Origin of the sequence: Streptomyces sp. NBC_00045, from assembly GCF_045041095.1 — a bacterium.
Classification (GTDB): domain Bacteria; phylum Actinomycetota; class Actinomycetes; order Streptomycetales; family Streptomycetaceae; genus Streptomyces.
Map to the genome: position 1 here is coordinate 6,025,698 of NZ_CP108271.1, position 21,078 is coordinate 6,046,775.

Annotated in this window: 10 protein-coding genes; 2 read left to right on the top strand and 8 right to left on the bottom strand. The window is 69.7% G+C overall.

All coding sequences use genetic code 11. The features are described 5' to 3' along the window. Positions 1-32: 32 nt before the first annotated feature. The 6 genes from OHA65_RS28220 to OHA65_RS28245 all read right to left on the bottom strand — a co-directional run bounded on the left by OHA65_RS28220 (position 33) and on the right by OHA65_RS28245 (position 11,367). Positions 33-1,781, bottom strand: coding sequence for an AIPR family protein (locus OHA65_RS28220; protein WP_405762630.1), 1,749 nt, complete (start codon positions 1,779-1,781; stop codon positions 33-35). A gap of 40 nt (positions 1,782-1,821) precedes the next feature. Next, positions 1,822-4,731 carry a BREX-2 system phosphatase PglZ gene (gene pglZ / locus OHA65_RS28225; RefSeq protein WP_405762632.1) on the bottom strand — a complete coding sequence of 970 codons (2,910 nt, stop codon included), beginning with the start codon at positions 4,729-4,731 and terminating at the stop codon, positions 1,822-1,824. Then, on the bottom strand, positions 4,728-8,630 hold the full coding sequence (locus tag OHA65_RS28230; protein WP_405762634.1) for a phage resistance protein: 3,903 nt from the start codon (positions 8,628-8,630) through the stop codon (positions 4,728-4,730). Before OHA65_RS28230 ends, pglZ begins: the two co-directional genes overlap by 4 nt. A 125-nt stretch (positions 8,631-8,755) precedes the next feature. Further along, positions 8,756-10,627, bottom strand: a complete 1,872-nt coding sequence (locus OHA65_RS28235; RefSeq protein ID WP_405762636.1) for a DNA/RNA helicase domain-containing protein — start codon at positions 10,625-10,627, stop codon at positions 8,756-8,758. 186 nt (positions 10,628-10,813) lie between these two features. Continuing rightward, positions 10,814-11,041 carry a hypothetical protein gene (locus OHA65_RS28240; RefSeq protein ID WP_030293905.1) on the bottom strand — a complete coding sequence of 76 codons (228 nt, stop codon included), beginning with the start codon at positions 11,039-11,041 and terminating at the stop codon, positions 10,814-10,816. Further along, positions 11,038-11,367, bottom strand: coding sequence for a hypothetical protein (locus OHA65_RS28245; RefSeq protein WP_405762637.1), 330 nt, complete (start codon positions 11,365-11,367; stop codon positions 11,038-11,040). Before OHA65_RS28245 ends, OHA65_RS28240 begins: the two co-directional genes overlap by 4 nt. A gap of 198 nt (positions 11,368-11,565) precedes the next feature. On the opposite strand from OHA65_RS28245, the gene OHA65_RS28250 reads away from it, so the two are divergent. Further along, entirely contained in the window at positions 11,566-12,408 is an 843-nt protein-coding gene (locus OHA65_RS28250) for a helix-turn-helix domain-containing protein (protein ID WP_405762639.1), read from the top strand. After that, positions 12,390-12,599: a DUF397 domain-containing protein gene (locus OHA65_RS28255; protein ID WP_405762641.1), complete on the top strand. Its 210-nt coding sequence runs from the start codon at positions 12,390-12,392 to the stop codon at positions 12,597-12,599. Before OHA65_RS28250 ends, OHA65_RS28255 begins: the two co-directional genes overlap by 19 nt. 63 nt (positions 12,600-12,662) lie before the next feature. Here the strand turns inward: OHA65_RS28255 and pglX are convergent, their stop codons facing one another. Together pglX and pglW are read right to left on the bottom strand one after the other, a co-directional pair. Next, positions 12,663-16,283: a BREX-2 system adenine-specific DNA-methyltransferase PglX gene (pglX, locus tag OHA65_RS28260; RefSeq protein WP_405762643.1), complete on the bottom strand. Its 3,621-nt coding sequence runs from the start codon at positions 16,281-16,283 to the stop codon at positions 12,663-12,665. Continuing rightward, positions 16,280-20,947 (bottom strand): BREX system serine/threonine kinase PglW, encoded by a 4,668-nt coding sequence (gene pglW / locus OHA65_RS28265; protein WP_405762645.1) that lies wholly within the window; start codon positions 20,945-20,947, stop codon positions 16,280-16,282. Before pglW ends, pglX begins: the two co-directional genes overlap by 4 nt. Positions 20,948-21,078: the final 131 nt, after the last annotated feature.

Genomic DNA, 21,078 nt, shown 5'->3' on the forward strand with positions numbered 1-21,078 from the left:
ACCCGCCGTTCCCCGAGCTCCGCGTTCGGGGATCACCGCTGACGAAGGGCCCCGTATCCGAGGTTGGACGTCAGATAGGTGACGAAGTCACCGCTCTTCGCGGTTTTGTCCGCCCCCCACTTCTTCTCCTTCTGGAAGTTCTCGAACTGCTCCTTGAGTGCCTGCCACAGGGCTTCGAGGCGGGCAGGGCTCGGGAAGACGCCCTCACGGGCGGCGTTGCCGAGCGAGTCCGGCCTGCTGAACACCTTGCCCAGCAGGTCGACGGCGCCGAGCATCGCCAGGTGGAAGTGGAGGTTGGTGTATTCCGAGCGCGAGATCGGCTCGGACCTCGACTGGAGGAAGTCGTCGACGTGACGCTGGGCCTGGGCGAGCCACAGGTAGACCGGGAGTTCGGTCTTGTCGGAGAAGACCCGTCCGTAGTCGGAGTCGGACTTCAACAGGCTGGAGGGGCGGGCGCGGGCGTAGTCGGGGCGCCCCAATGCCATGGCCATCACCGACTGTGCCAGGAGCGGGATGCTGACGATGCGGTCGGCGGACTTCCCCTGGTTCCGGTAGAAGTTCTTGCGGCGGTCGTAGAACCAGTCGTGTTCGAGGAAGTACGACTCGATCTGCCGCTGGATGTCGTCGGTGGCCCGGAGCGAGGCGACCGGCACGGTGGTCTGCCGGTTGGTGGCACGGATCACCGCGTCGCGGGCGGCCTGATCTGCGGTGACGAGAATGCGTACCTGGACGAGCCGGCCGAACACGGGGTCGGAGGGATCGGCGACGTACCGATCGCGCAGCGTCTCGTGGAGGGTGTACGACGTCTGGAGGCCGTTCACGATCTGCACGTCGGAGAGGCTGAGCCGCTTCCCGACCGAGGTCGCCTGCGAGCAGACGATGGTGATGCCGTTGTTGAGCCACCAGAATTCGGGCGCCTCGGGATTCTGGAGGGACGCCGTGATCTCCCGGTTGACCTCCACATCCCCCTGATAGTCGCGGACGTTCCAGTCGAAGATGTGGGACTTGATCACCCCCGTGTCATCGCTCAGGAACTCTATGTACTCGCCCAGTGCGACCAGCGCGACGTGGCTGGTGCCATGGGTGATGCTTTCCCGGTAGGGAAGTTCCAGGGTGTACGAGGGCAGGGTGCTGGCCCGCTTCCACAGCTCGGCCGGTCCCAGGAACTCGACCTCACCGGTGGAGATGGCGAAGGCGTTGGTGAACTGCGCCTCCAGGATCTTGGCCTTGGCCAGCACCTTGGGATGCACCTGGGCGGCTTCACCACGGGTCACGTACGAGAACTTGATCAGGACGGTCGGATGCCGGGTGAGCAGCCGGGACAGCGCCCTCCTGAACAGGGCGAACCGGGCGAGCAGGTCGTCGTCGTACAGGATGCTGACGGCAGACTCGTCGACCTCCATGTCGAGGAGGTTCGAGCAGGTGGAGGCCACCTTGTCGAGGGCCACCTCGGAGAAGGCGGGACTGGTTTTGGCCTGGACGAGCCAGAGCGTCAACTGCGTCTTGGCGTCGATGTTCGCGACCGAGGAATGCTGCTGGAAGATCTCGCTGTCCTCGTGCAGGAGCCGGCCGCCGAGGAAGACGTACGCGCCGTCGATGCCGCCGTCGTCGGCGCCACCGATGACACCGGCTTCGATCTCCTCCTCCGAGAGGCCGAACCCGTGCAGGGCGTGCGCGCACGCGAACCGTTCGAAGGTGGCGTCGAAGGAGAGCGGAACGGAGCGGGCGGTGCGCTGCTCCTCGACCATCTGGTTGATCAGTACGCGATCGTTGGCGCTCATGGCTCCTGGCTCGTTCGGTGCGGTACGTGACGAAAGGGATTCAGCCTAGATCGAATTGGATGCGGAGCAAGGCGATATCCAGCCGAACGGTCCGGCCGTCGGGCAGCGTCTCCAGGACCTGCACCCCGTCGTAGTTGAGGAGCTGGCGCAGCGTCGCGGCGAAGCCGTCCGCGCGGGTGGCCGGGTAGCCGACCCGCTGGGCGAGTGCCGTGACGGGCAGGGTGCCGCCGGCTTCGAGCAGGACCCGGATCGCACGGTCCACCTTGTCCATCGGGGGTTTGCGGGCGAGCAGCCCGATCTGGCCCTGGAACGCCTCGGCGGCGAAGAGGGCCGCCACGAGCGCGTCGTCAGGGTCCACCACGGCCGGGGTCAGCAGGGCCGCCGCGTCCTCGCCCGCCGGTACCACCGTGACATCGAACAGGGCATCGTGACTGTCGGCCAGACGTGCCTGAGCCTGCGTCGCCTTCTGCCGCTTCGGAGCGGGAGCCGCCGCGGGCACGGCCGGCACGGCAGGGCGGGAGGACCGCTCGTCGAGGAGCCACCACGGCGGCCGTTGCTCACCCAGTTCCCGCCAGGCCGGGAGCGGGTCCGCTCCGAACGGCAGGAAGGCGAGCACCGGGATGGTGAACTCGGCGAGGGACGCGCCACCGTGATAGCCGGCCTTACGTGCCGTGTACCGGGAATCGGCGTCCCACAGGGCGACGATGGAGGCGCCCGGCTCCGGCGCGACCACCCGGGGCCCGCTGAGCAGGACCTCGGCCGGTCCCGCAGGCCCGTCCGAGGCGGACCGGTGGCGGGCGGACAACGGGGTTGCCGTATCGGCCTTCGCGCCGTGCCGGTCGACGACATGGCCGTGGTCGCTGGTGACGAGAACGGCCATGCCCTGACCTGCGGCGATGTGCAACAGGTCCAGCAGGGCGGGGATGTGGTCCGCCCGCCAGGCGCCGTCACCCAGCTTCTGTTCCTTGGCGAGCCGGTCGTCGATGGCGTTCAGGACGACGGCCACATGGGTGCGACCGTCCATGAGCGCCTCGGTGAGCGCCGGGCCGAAGGTGTTTCCGGCGCTGTCGGCCCGCAGGTCGTCCTTGTGGAACACCGCTGCGGGTGCTCCCCCCCACAGCGGCAAACCGGAGAACAGTCGTGCCTCGTCCTTCTGTGAGCCCTCCATCAATCTGCTCGCGAACAATGAGGTACGGGAGACCGAGGTGAGGGTCGGGAGGGCGGCGGCCATCGCCCGGCGGCGGGGTACGCCCTCGCCCATCGGGTCGTATTCCGCCCAGGAGGCGCGTAGTTCCTCCCCCAATTCGGTGGCGATGGCCGCGCTCATCCCGTCGAGTACGAGCAGCAGGACGCGTCGCTCTGCCGGACCCCGGACGATCGGTTTGACCACCCGGTCGAGGAAGGTCTCGACGGTCAGCATCGTGCCGGGATCCGTACCCGCGGCCGTCCACGTCGCCAGGGCACGCGCGAACTGTTCGTCGATCTCGCGCCGCCGTGCGCGGACGCGGACGACGAGCCGGTCGTACGCGGCCTTCAGCGTCGGGTCCGGGTCCCCGCCGGCCTCGATGTGTTCGAGGGCCCGGTCCACCCACCCGGTCTCGGTGAGGTGCCGCTCTATCGCGTGGGCCACCGTGACCGCTTCGACGGGGGGTTCACCGGCCAGCCAGCGGACGAGCCGCCGGGCCATGCGGGTGCGCTCGATCCGGGCCCGCGTGTCCTGGCCGGTCGCGCGCTGGTGCGCGGCGAGCGTGCGGATCGCCGCGGAGAGTGCTTCCTCCGGCTCACCGGGCGACAGCGCCTGCCCTACGGAGGAGAACCGGGCAGCCAGGCCGGCAGGGAGTACGGGGCTTGCCTGGGCGGCTGTCTCCGCACCGAACTGGCGCACCAGTGACGAGGCACGGTCCAGGACCGTGTCGGAGACCCGGCGGGCCTCACGGGCGCCCTCCGAGGCGTCCGCACCACTGGCGCCGGCCGCCACCAGCAGCCCGCACACGTACTCCTCCGATGCCCGCCCGAAGGCGGAGGCCAGGGCGTCGAACTGCTCACCTTCCGCCGGTGAGCACTCTCCGAACCACCGCTCCGCACGACCTCGCGCGGTGTACACGGATGCGTCGGGTTCGGCATGGCACCACAGGGCCGCGCACACCAGGCCGAAGGCCACGGCCTCCGCACCGTGTTCGGCCTCGACCAGCGCGAGCAGGGCCCGTCCCGCGAGCCCGGCCTGTTCCTCCTCGCCGAGGAACTCGGCGAGCCCGGAGCGTTCCGGGCCGCGCAGTTCCAGCAGCCGTTCGGGGCCGCCGGGGATCAGGGACCAGCCGAGCAGGCTGTTCGGGTCCAGCCGCTCGGCGGCTGCCGACCGGTCCTGGCCCTCCGCGGTGTCGTCGTCCGCGTACGGGGGCAGCCGCAGCCGCCGCCGCGCCAGCGCGGACAACGCCGTCTGGCGGGACAGCACCACGCCGGGCACCCTGGGCCAGCCACCCTTGGGCGGAGCGGCGTCCAGCAGCGCCTCGGCGGCCCAGTTGGAGTCCTTGAGCCGGGGGTCGACCTGCCGGGTGCCGAACGCGTCCCGGACGAGCTCCCAGCTGTCCAGGGTGTCGATGCGCTGTTTGTGGGCGCGGGCCAGGATGGCCGGGTCGAGTTCGTTCTGCTCGCGGTCGGTGAGGACGACGAGAACGGACGGGCCCTGAGCCCGGTCCGTCGGCGTCAGATGGCCGAGGAGCAGCTCGTGGACCGCCAGCGGGGAGGGGGCCGCCACGAGGCGGGCCGATTCCCCGTCTCCCCAGACCGGTTCGGTCGGCCCGTCCCACAGAGGCGCCGAGCGCAGTAGTACTGCCCGCCGCTTGCCGACGCCCCTCAGCGCATCGGCCAGGGAGGTCTGGGCGGACAGGTACTGCGTGATCGTCGAAAGGTTCAGCCGGACCGCGATCCCGCTCGAGGTCGCCGTACTCATGCCTCGACGACCCGCCAGGTGATCTCGACCGTGGCGCCCGGCTCCTTGGCCGCGAGCTCGGCCAGTTCGGCCTGGAGCTCGGCGACGGCCTTGGCCACGGTGGTGCGGCGGCCACCGGAGCGCCGGATCTTCCCCGTCGGACCCGTGGAGGTGGTGGTGGGCCCGTCGACGGGGACCTTGGGGTGACGGCTCGGCGTGTCCAGCGGTACGTCCTGCGGACCAGGCGCCGGGGGTGCGGGCGGAGTCGGCGGGGTGGGCGTCGCCCGGTTCCGCTTGACCAGGGCCAGCACCTCGCGCTGCGTCCGGTCCAGGGCGTCCCGCAGGTCGTTCGTCCGCTGGTCGCTGCGGGCGGCATTGCGCAGCGACTCCAGCAGCGCGTCTCCTTCGGGGCCTTCGGAGGAGGCCAGGTCGAGGGTGGTCCACGGCGCGGTGTCCAAGGCCTGCGCCACGGCTCGTGCCTGCTTGACCGAGGTCCCGAACCGGTCCGCGCCGACCGGGCCGAAGTCGAAGATGGCCAGTGCCTCGACGGTCTTCTTCGCCGCGGCGCCGCCCTGGCCGGCGGGCTGGGTGATTGCGTCCAGGAGGGCGACCGCGCGTCGCGCGATGGCGAGGCGGCCCGTCTCCACGGTCTCGTCGAGCCGGAGGAAGGCGGCGTGCCGCTCCAACTGCGTGACCAGCTCGGCAGCGGATTCCCGGTGGGAGCGGGCCAGTTCCGCGATCCGGCGGGCGAGCTGGTTGACCATCCTGCCCCGGCGCAGCGTCGGTGCGGGCTCACCGAAGACGGTCTGGAAGCGCTGGCGGGCCTCTTCCCAGTGCTCCTCGGAGGGCAGCGGCTGGCTGCGCAGGACGTCCTGGTCCTTGATCTCGTGGAGCGCGGGCGCGGGGTCGAGCGGAGTGCCGCCCCGTACCCACACCCGGTCGTCCATCTCGGCGAAGGACGCGACCACGAGCCGCGCGAGGAACACCGGCAGGCCGCGCGGCGCCGGCCGGTCGGTCCAGTCGGTGAGGGTGATGAGGCTGAGGTCGCCGGTCACCCCCTCCTCACGGGCGAGCCGGCGGAAGTGGTCCGCCCAGAAGTGGGACAGCTCGAAGTACGCCTCCTTCTGCTGCCCGAGTCGCAGCGGACCGGCGACCCTGCGCATCAGGCTCCGGTCGGCGGCCGGAACCTCGGTGCGCCCGTCACGGGCCTCCGCGGCGGCGCGGACGTGGCCGAAGACCTTCTTGGCGTCGGCCGGCTTGACGACGCTCTGGTTGCCGTCCGCGTCCAGGTCGGGGTGGTCCGGGAACTGCGAGGCGAGCAGCCTGCCCGCGACGTGCCGGATCCCGTCGTGGAGGGACTGGCCGAAGGACAGGGTGAGCCCGTCGACCTCGCGCAGCGACACCAGGTGGTCGTCGAAGCCCAGTTGTACGTCGGTCGGCTTCTTGTCGGCGAGCCCGTACGCCTGCTTGAAGGCGGCCCTGGCCCTCGCCAGCAGGGCCTCCCGCTGGGTCTCCAGGAGTCCCTTGGCCCGCGCCCGGTTGTCGGCGCTCAGGTGTCCCGCGTACTGGCCGTCGAACCGCTGGTCGTCCGCGAGGGCCTTGTCGATGACGACGAGGCGGCGGAAGTCGGTGAACCGCTGGCTGGCGAGGTGGGTGGGCAGCCAGGCGACCGTACGGGACGGTTCCCCCTGCTTCTCCCGGAGGCGCTGCATCCGGTGGACGTCGTCGATGGGGCCGTGTTCGGTCTGGTCGTTGAAGGGGAGGTCGATCACGATGCGCCAGCGGCCGTCCAGCTGGGGCATCAGGTCGTGGTCGGGCAGCTCCTCCTCGTCGGCGACATTGCCGAAGGTCACCTCGACGGCCCGGTCGGTACCCCGCCACACGAAGTCCAGCTCGGCGATGATCGGACCGTGCTCGATGCCCAGTTCCTCGGCCAGGAGCCGCTTGGCGAGGGCCTGGCGGTTGCCGGGGTTGTCGTTGACGTTGGCGTTGGCGATGACCGAGTCCACGTCGACGCCCGAGAGTTCGAGCCGGACACCCGGATTGGCCTCCGTGCCGGTCTTCTTGATCTCGGGGAAGCGGGCAGCCCAGTCCTCCACCTTGTTGCTCAGGATGCCGTACTCACGGCCGGGGATCGGGGCGACCACCGAGCCGTAGTTGAGGGCCGACAGACGTCGGATCGTCAGGTCCGCCAGGGCCGGCACGCTCGGGGCGAGCGCCGACAGCAGCAGGGTCCCGATGATCCGGTTGTCGCCCCGGAACCGCTGGATCCGGGCCCGCAGTTCCTGGTCGGTGATGCTGGCGGGGCGGTTGGCGTACTGCTCGATGTCCTCCTCCGACACGTTGTGCGTGAGGAGGAGGTAGGGGCGCAGCTTGGTCCGGTACAGCTTGTCGGCGGCCTCGAAGACCACCTTCAGGCTGTCGGTGAACGGCTTGTCGCCGCCTGCCGTGATCAGCGGGTAGAGGTCGCCGACCGGGATCAGGTCGCCCAGGCGCAGTTCGCCCCGGTGGTCGGCGAGCAGCTGCCCCATGAGCTTCATGCCGGTCCGGTTGCGCTGGAGCGCGGAGGAGACGTGGACGAGGGTGTCCATGAAGGCCGGGGAGAAGGGGTAGGTCAGGCGGAAGGAGTCCTCGTCCGCGCCGACGCCGTCCGCGCCCCGGTCGGAGCCGAGGAGGGTGTCCCACACCTCCTGGCGCACCTTGCGGGTCTTGTCGAACTCGGCCTTCACCAGGGCCGCGGCGTCCGCGTCCTTCGGGGTCAGCAGACGTGCGTGCGCCACCTGCGGAAGGTTCCGGTCCTCCAGCGTGATCTTGTCGAACCGGCCGGAGGCGAGGTTCAGCGTGTCCTGGATGGATGCCTCCGCCGCCCCCGATACCTCCTCGCCGACCAGCTCGCGCAGGTCACGCTGGCGGGCGATGAAGGAGACCACGGGGATCGCGCGGCGCTCGTCGCCGCCCTCCACGAAGTTCGTGATCTTCCCGGCCTCGCGGGCCACGAACTTCTGGTCGTGGATCAGTGTGGCCAGCCACAGGATCAGCTCATCCATGAAGAGGATCAGCCCGTCGTACCCGAGCGACTTGGCGTGCTCGGCCAGTACGGACAGGCCGGCGTCGAGCGAGATGAAGCCGTGCTCGTCCTCGGCGGCGTTCTGGGCGAAGCCCGGAAGGAGGTTCGTGCTCGCGTCCTGCACCAGCCGGGCCCGCAGCTCGGCAGGGGTGGAGGGGCTCACCAGGTTGAGGGCCCGGCCCGCCTCGTGGACCTCCTCGGCGGCGAGCGCCGTGTCGAGCAGCGACGGAGTCCAGGTGAAGGACTCGCCCCACTCGTCGTCATCGTCGGAGCCCCCGTCGGCCGGGTCCAGAGAGACGAGACCGTTGATCACGGCCTCGTCGCCCATCCGCGCGCGCATGGCCCGGATGTCCACGAAGAGGGCGTCGGTCCGGTACACCTGCGGGGTCGGCGCCTCGGGGTGCAGCTTCTTGAGGTGCGTGACGTACCCGCCGAGTACGCGCTGCTCCAGGGCCTTGGCGCCGAGCATGTGGTACGGCACGAGCAGGAACCGCTTGCCGTCCGTGCCGAGCCACTCGTGCTTGGTCAGCACCGGGTCCAGGTCGTCGCGGGAGCGGGCCGCCGGACTCCCGCTGAGCAGTGCGTGCAGCACGGCCATGAAGTGGGACTTACCGGAACCGAACGAACCGTGGAGGTAGGCCGCCTTGGAGGTGTGGCCGTCGAGCGCCGCCCTGATCAGCCCGAGGGCCTCGTCGAAGTTCTCCAGCAGCCGCTCCGTGACCACGTAGTCCCGCAGCGCCCGCTCCGCACCCTCAGGGGTCGTCGCCTCCGAGAGCCGCAGGACGAAGTCCGAGGTCGAGATGGACTCCTTGATGTCGATGACATCGCGGAGCAGGGGCGGCTGCTGGGCCATGGGCGGTCTCACTCTCCGGCGGGCGCGTGCAGAGGCTGGGCTGGTCCGATCGTATGGTGTGGCTCTGACAAGCGATGACCGTATTTCGCCCCTGCCGTACCACGCGAGAGCATCCGCCGTTCTTGTTACGCAGGCGGGATGAGGGAGCGCAGCTTCTCCCGGGTCTCGGGATCGGTCGAGTAGACGACGGTGCCCACCATGCCCCGGGTCAGCAGCACCTTGTAGGTGTTGCGGATGAGACGGTCGACATCGTCGTCAGGAGTGGCCTTGGTAAAGGACGGGTCCTTCGAAGCCGTACGGTCCACCACCCAGCGGTCGGTACGCCACACCAGGTCCGGCCCCATGATCACGCCCGACCAGTCGTACTCGAAACCCTGCGCCGTGTACACGCAGCCCACTTGGCCGAAACCGGCCGGATCGGTGGCCCACAGGGGCGCCGGCGGGGCTCCGAGCAGGGACCGGTCACCGGCCAGGTTCCAGGGCCGCGCCCAGTCGCCGATGGAGACGTCGGCGGGGAGTTCAGACATGTCCAGGGTGATGTCGGTCGTCCACTTCCAGCAGTATCCGGCCGCCATCCGCGCACCGTAGTCGTCCTGCTCCCGACGGGCGGTGAGGAACGCCTCCATCTCCTGCGGGCTGTCGGCGGCCCGCAGCTCCACCTTGCCGTCCGGCTCCCAGTCGACCGGACCGTCGCCCTCCAGGCCCAGCAGGGCGGCGACCCACTTCACGTACGCGTCGCTGCCGCCGCAGCGGAACTGGCTGTCCAGCTCCACCACCGCGCAGTCGAGGCCCTGCTCGGCGGCGGCCCGTTCGATCTCCTCCTTCGTTCCCATCTCGCCGGGGCGCACCACCTGGTGCTGGTCCAGCAGGAACACCGGCACCCGGGCCGCGTCGATCAGCTCCGCCACCTGCGGGCGGCCGGTGCGCAGAGCAGCCTTGGTGTACCGGTCCGCGGAGGTCTTGCGCAGGCGGTGGGCCTCGTCGCAGATCAGGACGTCGAGATCGTTCGGCTCGGCATCCATGAAGCTGTTGAAGTACTTGAACAGCTTCTGCACCTCCGGCTTGCGGAACCCGGCGACCTTGCGCATCGTCTTGGTGAACGACGCCGAGCCGGTCGCGTGCAGGGCGGGCACCCCGCGCCGGTACAGCTCGCCGAGGACGGACAGGGCGATCACGCTCTTGCCCGAACCCGGGCCACCGGTCACCACGATCACCTGCTTGTGATTGCCGCGCTTCGCCTTGCGGACGGCGGACAGCACCAGTTCGTAGGCGACCCGCTGCTCGTCGAGCAGCACGAACTGCTCACGGTCGCGGATCTCGGCCGCGGCGACCTTCATCAGCTGCTTCGAGGGCCGTACCTTGCCCTGGCGCAGCAGGTCGGCCGCGGGCGCACCGGACTTCGGTGCGAGCCGCGAGCGCAGGAAGTCGAGGAACGCCCCGCGCTGGTCCCCGGTGTACATGCGGCCCCGGACGTCCTCCGGGGCGCTGCGCAGCGAACCGACTCCGAACTCGGTCGCGTTGTGCAGGAACGCCACTCCGGCCAGGGACTGCGGGATCCGCTCCAGCGCCCCGTTGAAGGAGACCAGGTACTCGCAGTAGCCGCGGACCTGCTCGATCGGGTTGAGCACCGGGCGCTTTCCGTACGCCGGAACGGTGCACAGCAGCGGCTCGTCCTCCAGCGAATGGGCCTCGCTCCACTGCTTGAGCTCCACGACCACGTACGAGGGTTCGCCGGTGCGGGGGTGTACCCCGGCCAGCAGGGCGTCGGCGCGCTTGCTGGTCAGCGGCAGGGTGTACTCGATCAGCACCTCGACATCGCCGAGCCCGGCGTCGAGCAGGGCGTTCGTGAGTGCGGGGAGGCTCCGTTCCCAGGACCGGATCTCGGAATCTGCCGGCCGGCGGCCGTGCGCGTGCACGAAGTTCTCGGTCAGGTGCAGCGCCAGCGACCCTTCGAGGATGCGGGCGGCCACGGATGCCGCGGACTCACGGAACAGCAAGAAATGCCCCCAGGCAGCACGAAGTGACTCGTGCGGGTGGGGGCATGTCCTCCAGAGGTCCGCGGATGCGGAACGGAAGCCCGGCGGGCCGCTGAGATGATCCCGGTCATTCTAGGACAGCGTGTGGATCATGCAGAAGGGTTGGGGCGGATCTCGGTCAGGTGGGGAGGTGGTGTGTGGCGCGGCTCAGAGCCGTTGCCTGCTCCGGGCGTTCACTGCTCGCAGGTGCGCGAGCAGTTCCTCGGCCGGCCCGAGGGGCCGGACGGCGGCCGGGTCGGCGTCCCAGTACCTGCCGCCGTTGATCGGGCAGAGTCGGAGGTGCGGTCCCTCGTGGCCCATGACGACGCCGATCCGGTCGAGGGCGGTGTCCCGGACGGTGTCCCCGACGGCCGGGACGTGCCGCCCGTCCGTCACCGGGTGAGCCCCTTCGTGATGACCTCGGCCAGGGCGTGCGCCACGGGGGCGGAGACGACCCCGAGGTGGACGAGCGCATAGCGGGTCTCGGCGGTGCGGGCGGACGTGTGCTCCGGTCCGTGGCCGTCGTTGTCGTCGTCGTCCGGCCAGGGGGTACGGACGTCCATGGCCGGGATCTGGATGCCGGCCCGGGTGAGGGCGGTGGCGAGGGCGTCGCGGGCGGCGAGGGCCTCCTTGATCTTGGCGGTGGGTGGCGGCGGGGCGGGCCCGGTTGGGGCTGCGTCGTTGCTGTTGTCGTCGGTGGGCCGCTGAAGCGGGGTGGCCATGGTGGCGCCCTCTCCTTGTGGGGGGTTTCGGCTGGTTCCCTCACCCGGGGACACGCGGCTGAATTACCGTGCGTAGTCCGGGCGCTACGAGCATGGGTCCGGACGGGACTGCCCACGTTGTGGGAGGCGGAGTGCTTCCCCGCCCCGCGGCGCCGGTTCCACACCTTCCACACCGTCTTCGTCCCGGAGGGGAGCGCCATGCCGCAGCGACGAGTGATCACCGGCCGGAGTCAGGAGCCGCGCCAGCGGTTCGCGGAGGAGCTGCGGACGCTCCGGACGGGCAGCGGGGCGAGTCTGCGGCAGCTCGGCGAACGGCTGGGCTGGGACTGGTCGTTGTTCGGGAAGATGGAGAAGGGCGAGACGCTTGGCAGCCCGGAGGTCGTCCAGGCGCTGGAAACGCACTACGGGACACCGGGGTTGCTGCTGGCCCTCTGGGAGCTGGCGGCGGGTGATCAGACACAGTTCAAGGAGCAATACCGGCGCTACATGAAGCTGGAGGCTGAGGCGACGAGCCTGTGGCACTTTGCGGTAAGTGTGCTGCCAGGATTGCTCCAGACGCCAGGGTATGCGCGGGAGGTGTTGACGGCAGGCGGGCTGAAGGGGAGGGAGCTGGAGCAGCAGGTTGAGGCACGGGTGGGGCGACAGCAATTGCTGGATGGAGAGGACGCGCCACCGTTCCGGGCCATCGTGTCGGAGGCAGTGCTGCGTACGCCCCTGAGGGACGAAGGAGAGTGGCGAAAGCAGCTGGACCACCTGGCAGAAATGGCCGAGCGCTCGAATGTCACGTTGCAAGTGCTGCCCCAAAGGGCAGGCATGCACGGGCTGGACAGCACCGCACTCATGTTCCTACGACTTCCGGGCGGGCGTACGGTGGCGTACACGGAGAACGCACACCGAGGCGAACTCATCGAGGAAGACGCATCGGTCGAGCGACTGCAGCGTGCGTACGATGCGATGCGCGACCTGGCGCTTTCTCCGGCCGAGTCGCGGAAGTTCGTCCTGTCCATGTTGGAGGAAGTACCGTGCGACGCATCGACCTGAGTGCCGCTAGCTGGCGCAAGAGCTCCTACAGCAACTCGGATGGTGGCGAGTGTGTCGAGGTCTCTGACGGCTTCGCCACCGTTGTCCCGGTACGGGACAGCAAGTCCCCGCACGGCCCGGTGCTCGTGTTCCAGGCGGGCGGATGGGCCTCCTTCGTTTCGGCAGTCAAGGGCGGGCAGTTGAACGCCTGAGCGGGTATCAACGGCCTCCTCGATCCGAACGGATCGAGGAGGCCGTTGGCATCCTTGGAGCGACTACTTCTTGGCGACCTTGCGTCCTCGGGTGGCGGCGGCTGGGCGCCAAGCGCGCAGGTCGTCGTCCGTGAGGCCGTGCTTGCCCTGTTCCATCTGCCGGTCGCTGCGGAAGAACGCGGCAGGGGAGGAACCGAAGGTTGAGTCGACCTCGCTGTGCCACTGGTCCAGCCATGGCTGGAGTTCCAGCAGCCCCGCCAGGAACGGCGTGACCTCCTCGGTGGTCAGCGCCTCGTGGGTGGCGATGTAGGTGTCCAGTGCGAACGCCTGCTCCCGGTGGTCCCAGCCGGCCCAGCCGTAGAGGGTGGGGGTGGCTGCGTTGGTCTGCCCGTAGGAGATGAACCGCTCCTTGGGCACGTCCAGCTTCCCGCGCGCCCGCCAGTAGGAGGGGCGCAGGAAGTCGGCGGAGGTGTACTTCGGCGGTACGGGGATGCCGTCCCGGATCTTCCGCTTGGCCGGCTCGTCTTCGGCGGAGTCCTCCTGCCGCTGGAGGTCCCAGACGTGCTCCCAGTCCGCCCGCTTCTTCAGCCCGGAGGGCTTGTAACGCAGGGCGGAGAGGAACGGCACGTGCTCGTCGGTCATCAGCTCGGCGACGACGGCAGGCAGTTCCTTACGGGGTGCGTAGATCTTGGCGACGGAGACGAAGCCCTCGTCACGGGAGAGGTTGTCGGTGAGGCGGGAGAGCGTGACGAGGCTGGGCTGGTCGTTCTCGAACCAGTGGGCCCGGTCCTCGATCCGGTCGAGCAGCCAGGCCTTGAGGGCCTTCTCCTGGAGCGCATCCCATCCTTCGGTGGCCCAGCGACGCTTGTACTCGGGCCGCTCGATCATGCCGATGGCGCGGGACGACTCGATGGCGTCGATCCGCTTCTGGACGACCTCGCGGTAGGCGGCAGGCCAGTGGGCGGGGATCTCGGTGATGGGTGTGGACCCGTGCCGCTTGAACCACTCGTCGCTGGCTTCGCCTGCGGCAACGCGACGCGCGAGCACAATCTCGAAGGCGCGCTCACCGAGGGCGAGTTCGGGGATGTCGGGGGAGTCAGGGTCCTCGGAGACGCGCAGGTCCTCGGAGTGCAGGTTGTAGAGCGAGTAGACCTGCCAGTCGAGTTCCTCCTGGAGAGCGAGCATCCGGGCACGGGTTGAGTGCCATACCTCGCGAGCATCGCGGAGCGTGACGGCTGTTGGCGTCGCCTTGGCGACTAGAGCCGAGGGGCTGGAGAAAGCAAGGCGCTGGGCGAGGATATCGAGTGCGGTACCTGAGACAGTAGGGAAGGCGGCAGGCAGTGGGAATCTTTCGAGGTTCGAGCCCGTGAACTCGTAACGTTCTTCCCATGCTTCGCTTTGGATGCCCCGTCCTAGGCCGCTTCCTCCCTTGCCCTGACTGACCTGCTTAAGCCAGAACCCGGCTGTGGAGCTGTTGAGCAGCCCAAGCAGTTGAAGGTGTTCCTCTTCCTTCGCCCCTCCTTGAAGCTTGATCACTGGCGCAGTGCGAATGAAGACCTGCTTTTGGCGGTTCAAGGCGAAGTGGTTGTGGGTGGCGACGAACGGAAACGCGATCGACAGAGGAGTTTTATATCGCGCCTTAAAGAACATTGAGTACTCGAACCAGGCGAGACCGCGCTCAATCTGTGTCTTCCCGAAGGCCACCCGGTCGCGCAGGAAGACGCGAGAAGGCCACAGCAGTCGCTGGGCGCTCTCGGGGGCGTCAGCGCTGAGATCGTCCTCGCTGTAGGGCCAGAGTGACTGGATGGGGTCGTTCACCCGGTAGTCCCGCACTTCCCCGCCTTCCACCAGCGGGCGCTGATGAGTAGACGGAATGCCGCGCCGCTGGAGGGCGCCCATTCCAATCATGTACGCCTCATCCTCGCGGGTAACTGCCCCAGCGCCGATCTCATCGGAGACCTCGGCCAGGCGGACTTTGGCGATGAGGGCAAGTTGCTCCACCATCTCAAGTCCCCCATCAGCCAGAATCCATGGCTGTTTGCCGAAGAACCGCCTACGCTCCAAGTCGCCCACTGAAACCCATTGGCTGACCGACCCCGGAATATCAAGTTGGCTTACGATCGCATTCCACACCAGACCGTCCTCGGCGTTCTCCAACGCCGAGGGTTCCCCCTGGATGCTCCGAACTGTCCGGATCGTGGCCGAGCGGTTGGTTCCTCCGCGGCGCTTGCCGACAAGAATGACGGTGGGGGTTCCATGTCCGGGAATGTGAGCGCCAGAGGTGTCAATGACCTCAGTCAGCTCCACTTCGTGACCGAAATATGTCTCGATGAGTCGTGTGCCGAATTCCCGCTTCATAAACGAGTTCGCCGTAATCTGGCCGACCATGCCGTAGCCGAGCCCGCTCTCAGCATGCCCTGCCTTCGCCAGCTCGAAAAACCGCTGAGCGAACGGCACCGACAACGCGTACGACCCCGAGCAGGCGTCGTACAGTCCCCGATACAAATCGTTGAGCTTCTTGTCCTTCACCGTGATGTACGGCGGGTTGCCCACCACCACGTGGTATCGACCCGGCAGGAGGATGTCCTTGTGCTCGTGGATGTCCTCCGTCTCGTACTTGAAGTCCGCCAGTTCGTCCGCGCCCTCTTCCTCCAACTCATCAAACAGATTGCCCTGCTTGTGTCGGTGCTTGATGAGGGAGTCGCCCACCGCCAGGTGGATCGGCCACTCGTACTTCGCGGCCTGCGCCAGCGTGCGGACCCCGCTCGCCGCCATCGCGGCGACGAGCAGGCGGAACCGCGCGATGGCGACCGCGAAGGGGTTCAGGTCGACGCCGTGGACCGAGTCCAGGGATGCCCGTACCCGCTCGTGCAGATCGCGTCCCGGCTGGCCGTTGGCCCACAACCGCACCAAGCGCCGGAACGCGCCCAGGACGAAGTGACCCGACCCGCACGTCGGGTCGATCATCTTCAGCTCCGCGTAGCCGAACTCCCGGACCGCCGGGTCCATCGTCCGGTCGAGGATGAACTCCTCTACGAACTCCGGGGTCTGGAGCAGCGCGTACGTCTTCCGCGCCGCCTCGCTCAGGTCCTGGTAGAGGTCGCCCAGGAAGCGGGTGTCCCAGCCCTCCGTGCCGTCTCCGTCCTCCTTCAGCGGGTCCGTGAAGTCGTGGACGAGCGCGCCCGACTCGTCCCGCGCGCGCCAGAAGTCGACCACGTCCCGCGCTCCGTCGTGCGACAGCGGGATCTGGTACAAGGGGTTGTGCCGCTGGTCGAACAGGAGCCGGCCCGCTTGCCCCGCGCCCAGTTCCGCGAACGCCTGCTCCAGCCAGCCGCGGTACGTCGGGTCCTCCGACTTGGCCTGGTACTCGTCGTACCGGGCCAGCGCCAGGTCGCGGCGGTCCGCTTCCGGGGCCGCCAGGTACGGCTCCGGGATCAGGCCGTTGTCCTCGGTGAAGCGGACGAAGACCGTGCCCAGTACCCAGGCCACCGCGACCTGGGTGATCCGCTCGTCCAGCCAGGAGTTCCAAGTGGCGGCCGTACGGCCCAGCTTGCGGGCGCGGTCGTACTCGGCCTTCAGCTTGGCGCCGACCTCCGTGACGGCCTTCACCTGCCGTCCGAGGTCCGCCTCGACCGCTTTGACCTGCTGTTTCAGGTCGTCCAACAGGGCCTTGCGGTCGATCACTTGGTGTCTCCCTCGGTTTCGTCAACAGCACCGGCCGCCCGGTGGGCGTTCTGCACCCACGAGTCCGGAAGTTCGATCCATTCGCCCAGACCGGCCTGGTACGCCACCGCGACCGGCCCCAGCCTCGGCTCCCGCGCCGGGTCCGGCTGCGGGACCATCAGCCACAGGCCGCGCCCGCCCTGCCGGGCGGCCTCCGCCAGCCGGTCCAGGACGCCCATGGCGTCGTACCGGCCGAAGACGGCCGCGTCCGTGAGCAGTACCGGCCCCGTACCGGCCCCGGGGGACAGCAGCTCGCGTACCTGTGGTTCCACCGTGCCCCAGGCCGTCCGCGTGTACTCGGCGAACTTGAGCGCGCCCCGCGAACCCGGCTCCGCCACGTCCGCCTTCAGCAGGGTCTCCCACGTCGGCTTGGTGGCCGGCGGGACCAGGGCGTGCAGGGACTCCAGGAAGAGTTCCGTCACCGACACCGGCTGGGCCGCGATCCGGCCGGCCGCGAGTTCCCGTACGGCGTCCACCGTACGGGCGTGGTGCACGGTCAGGACCCGGTAGCCGTCCCGGCGGGCCGAGGCGAGCAGGCGTTCGTCCGCGCGGACCGCGCCCGCCAGTATCGGGTCGTCCGAGTAGCGGGTCACGGCACCGACGTCGGTGGCCTGGCGCCAGGCGCCGCCCGTGAGGTAGCTGGAGGCGCTGTCCATCCGGGTGGGCAGGTAGCGCGGGGTCTTGCTGCCCTCGCGGGTCGACAGGGTGAGGTCGAAGCCGGCGTCGCGCAGGGCCTTGGTGAGGGCGGGGCCTACGGGAAGCTCGTGCGTACCGACACCCTGTTCGTCCGGGACGAGCAGCTCCGGGAAGCGGGCCCGCACCCGTTCGTGGACGTCCGCGCCGGTCAGGCCGGGCTGACGGTTCTCGGGCATGCCGGGGATCAGCGGGACGAGACCGGCCTGGGTCAGCCGCAGAGCCCGTACGAGTGGCAGATCGCGCGGGTAGATCTCCAGGCGGGGGGTGGCGGCCGCGTTCGCCGACGCGGCCGCGGCCAGTTCGACCAGGCGCCGCTCGTCCCACTCGATCAGACCGGGCGGCAGGGTGAGCGCGCCCAGTTCACCGATGACGGTCGTCGCGGTCGGCAGGGTCTCCAGGCGGGTGAGGCGGTCGGCGGTGCGGCCCAGCCGCGTCGCGTAGTCGAGGAGCCCTGGTGCGGACGGGGTGTTGGGGGCGTCGCCCTCGCGGACGTCCAGCGCGAGCAGGCCCGCCGTCAGCGAGTCCTCGGCTGCCTTGCGGTTGGCCTGGTGCTGGAACTCGGCCTCGGCCGGTTCGAGTTGCTCCACCTCGACCACGGCCCGGACCGCCGCGAGCGCCAGCGCGCGCCGCTGGTCGCGACCGGCCAGCTGGGTGCCGCGCCGGACGGCCAGGGCATCGGCGATCTCCGCGGCGGGCGCGACCCGACCCAGCCCCGCGAGGAGGTCCATGATCTCCTTGCGCAGGGCCTGCACCGCCGGATGCTTCTTCCAGCGCTTGCGCTCCTCCTTCAGCATCTGCGGGATGCGGCCCGCCGAGAGCCCGAGGGCCTGCGCCACGTCCTTCTGCTTGGGCCAGGCGCCGATGTCGGGGAGTTCCCCGTGCTCATCCGGAAGGCGCAGGAGGAGCCGCACCATTTCGACCTTGTTGCTGTTGGAGCGGTTGTTGTTGAGCTCCGGTACGAGGATCGTGGCGAGGGCGTCGAGGCTGACTGCGCGCAGGGCGGTCCCGGTCAGTCCGCCGGCCCCCTCGGCCGTGGCCAGCGTGCCGAGGACAGCCGTTTCGGCCGCGGACAGCTGGGCCAATTCTTCCCTGGCCTCGGCCCGGCCCTTGGGGGTGAGCGGGGAGAGCGGCGCTTCGCGCAGCAGCTTGCCCCACTGGCGCTGGCGGCGCTGCACCTCGGTACGGGTCTTCGTGCCGAGGCCGGGCTCGTTGGGGAGCTTGCTGCGGCTGTAGTCGAGGAGCCCGCCGACGGTCGTGATCCCGAGGCCGTACAGGAAGGACTCGGCGGCGGGGGTGAGGCCCGCGGCCGACAGGTGCGTGTCCCGGGTGACCTGCGCGGCCAGCTGGTCGCGCTGTTCGTCGGCGGTGAGCGGTTCGGCGTCCGCGATGGAGGGACGGCGGGTCGTGTCCTCGGCGGATGCGGGTTCGACGGCCGGCTCGGGGTGGCGCGAGCGGTGGCTGGACGGCGGCGCCTGCGTCGCGTCGAGGAAGACCTTCCGCCAGGCGTCCCGCATCGGCTTCAGCTCGGGGAAGCGCTTGGCCGCGTCCCGGTGCAGGGCTTTGCGGAAGAAGGCCACCAGGCCGTCGCGGATCAGGGGCTCGAAGGCGTCCGCCGCCAGGTGCGGGTACGGGAAGTCCTTCGGTTCGGTCATCCGGGGCGGAACCGACCCGTCGCCCCACTTGGGCAGTTCGCCCGAAGCCATCTGGTGCAGGGTGACGGCGACGGCGTACCGCTCGGCGTGCGAGTCGTACGCGGTGCGGGTCAGCGTCCCGATGAACGGGTCGAGGTAGCCGTCCGTACCGGCGTCGTACTCCTTCGCCGGGTAGCCGGCCAGCGAGAAGTCGATCAGGACGAGTTCGCGGGTGCGGTTGGGGCGGATGCGGATGGCGATGTTGTCGGGCTTGATGTCGCGGTGCCAGACGCTCTCGCCCTCCAGGAAGTCGACCGCGCCGAAGAGGTAGTCGCCGTACGCCTCCAGCTGGTCCATCTTGAGTCGGCCGACTTCCCGGAGCTGGCGGGCGACCGTCTCCGCGCGGTGGCCGGTCCGGGTGCGGGAGGGTTCGCCGTCCTCCGTGCTCTCGTCGCGCTCGTCACCCACGTACTCCAGGGCCAGCACCGTACGCCCCGCGACGCGCAGCGGATCCGGCTCGACGAGCCGGATCACCCGGGAGTCGGCGCGGAGCCGGCCCATCACCTCGGCCTCGCGGGCGAGTACCTCGCCGCGGCTGTCGGAGAGGGCCACCTTGAGCACGGCGAGCGGACGCGTCCTGCGGGCTTCGGCCTCCAGGTCGCGGACGAGGAAGGCCCGGCTGGTGGACCCCGTGCCGAGGCGTCGGCGGACCTCCCAGCGCCCGGCGACGACGTCGCCGGCCGCTGCCTCCAGCGGGTCCTTCTCCGGGGCCGCCGCTTCGGGCTCGCTCTCGGGAACGACTGCCGGTGCGGTAAGGGTGTCCTCGACGAGCTCCAGCATCTCCAGGAACTCGTCCACGGAGGACAGCCGCCGGCCCGGCCGATAGGCGGTGGCCGCCTGCACGAGCTCGTCGATGTCCTCCGACAGGCCGTCGACCAGGGAGCTGGGGCGCAGGCCCTCGCACGCCTCCAAGCGGGCCAGCAGCTCGGCCTGGCTCGCGGCCGGCGCCTTGCCCGTGACGAGCAGGTACGTGAGGACACCCAGGCCGTACACGTCCAGGTGGACCGGGTCGGCGTTGAGCGCGGTCAGCTCGGGGGCGAGGTACGGGTCGGAGCCCTCGGCGATGTGCACCGCGGACAGGGCCGTCGGCGCGAAGCGGGTCATGCCCGGTCCGGTGCCGCCACCCGAGCCGGAGCCGCGCTGGGTGGCGATCTGCCAGTCCGAGATCTCCAGGCGGGGGGTGAGCCAGGCAGCCTCTTCGCCGACGGTCTGGCCCTGGGCTCCCCGGTTGCGCGGGATGACGTGCACGGAACGGGCTGCGAGAGCCCGGTGGTGGATCCGGCTGGAGTGCGCGGAGCGCATGGTCTCGGCGAGCTGGCGGACGAGCGCCATGCGGCCGAGGATGTCGAGGCCCTTGCCGTACTGGAGGAGGTACTCCTCCAGGCGCAGGGTGTGCGGGTGGTAGTCGAAGATCAGCGCGGGGCCCGCGGAGTGCCCCGACGGGAAGTACTGCTTGAGCTGGACCACACCCGGGTGGCGGAAGCGCTGGAGCACGGCGGCCTCGCGGCGGGCGGCGTTCTCCACGGACCGGCGCAGGGAGGCGTCCGAGCCGCGCTCGCTCAGGTAGATGCGGACGCGGGCCAGCTCGGGCAGTTCGGTGTGCTCGGCCTGGTAGTCCGCCCAGGTCTCGCCCGAGTCGAAGGCGTTCCCGCGCAGCGTGTACGGACCGACCCGCTGGTCCGCCTCGCTGCGCCGGATGCCGACCTGTTCCAGTGCCGACTTGATCTCCCGGGAGTCGATCGCGGTGATCCGGCGCCGCTCGTCGCGCGGGGGCGTCTTCAGCATCGTCATCAGTTCGGCGAGGGTGTGGACACCGTTCTGGTCGTGCGCGGGGAGCCGGATGCGCAGCGAATCGTCGGTGAAGCAGACCGCTTCGCCGACCCACACGCGCTTACCGTGCTGGCCGAGCAGGCCGGCCAGCTCCTTGGCCTTCCGGTTGACCAGGTGTAGGGGGTTGCCGTGGGGCTCGCGGCGCCCGCTGGGCTTGGTCTGCACCCAGGTGCCGTTCTCGCTGGTGAGCGAACCGCGCCAGTGCTTCAGCTCGATCATGCACACACCGGCGGGTGTGACGACGAGGAGGTCCACCTCGCGGACGTGACCGGTGTTCGCGGTGAAGGTGAAGTTCGACCAGGCCCGCCAGGGGTCGGAGTCCGGCAGCTGCTCGCGGATCGCCTCCAGAGCACGGCGCTCGTGGTCGTACTCGGACTCGGTGACCGTGGTCCACCGGCCTTCCCGCATGTGCTGTCCCCACCTCTGGCTTCATGTCGGGGCGGCCGCCCACCCCAGGCCGTCCGTACGCGTTCCTGCCGGCTCGCGTACCTGGTGAATCCTAGTCCGGGGGACCGACGGTGACTTGGTTCTCGTGACCA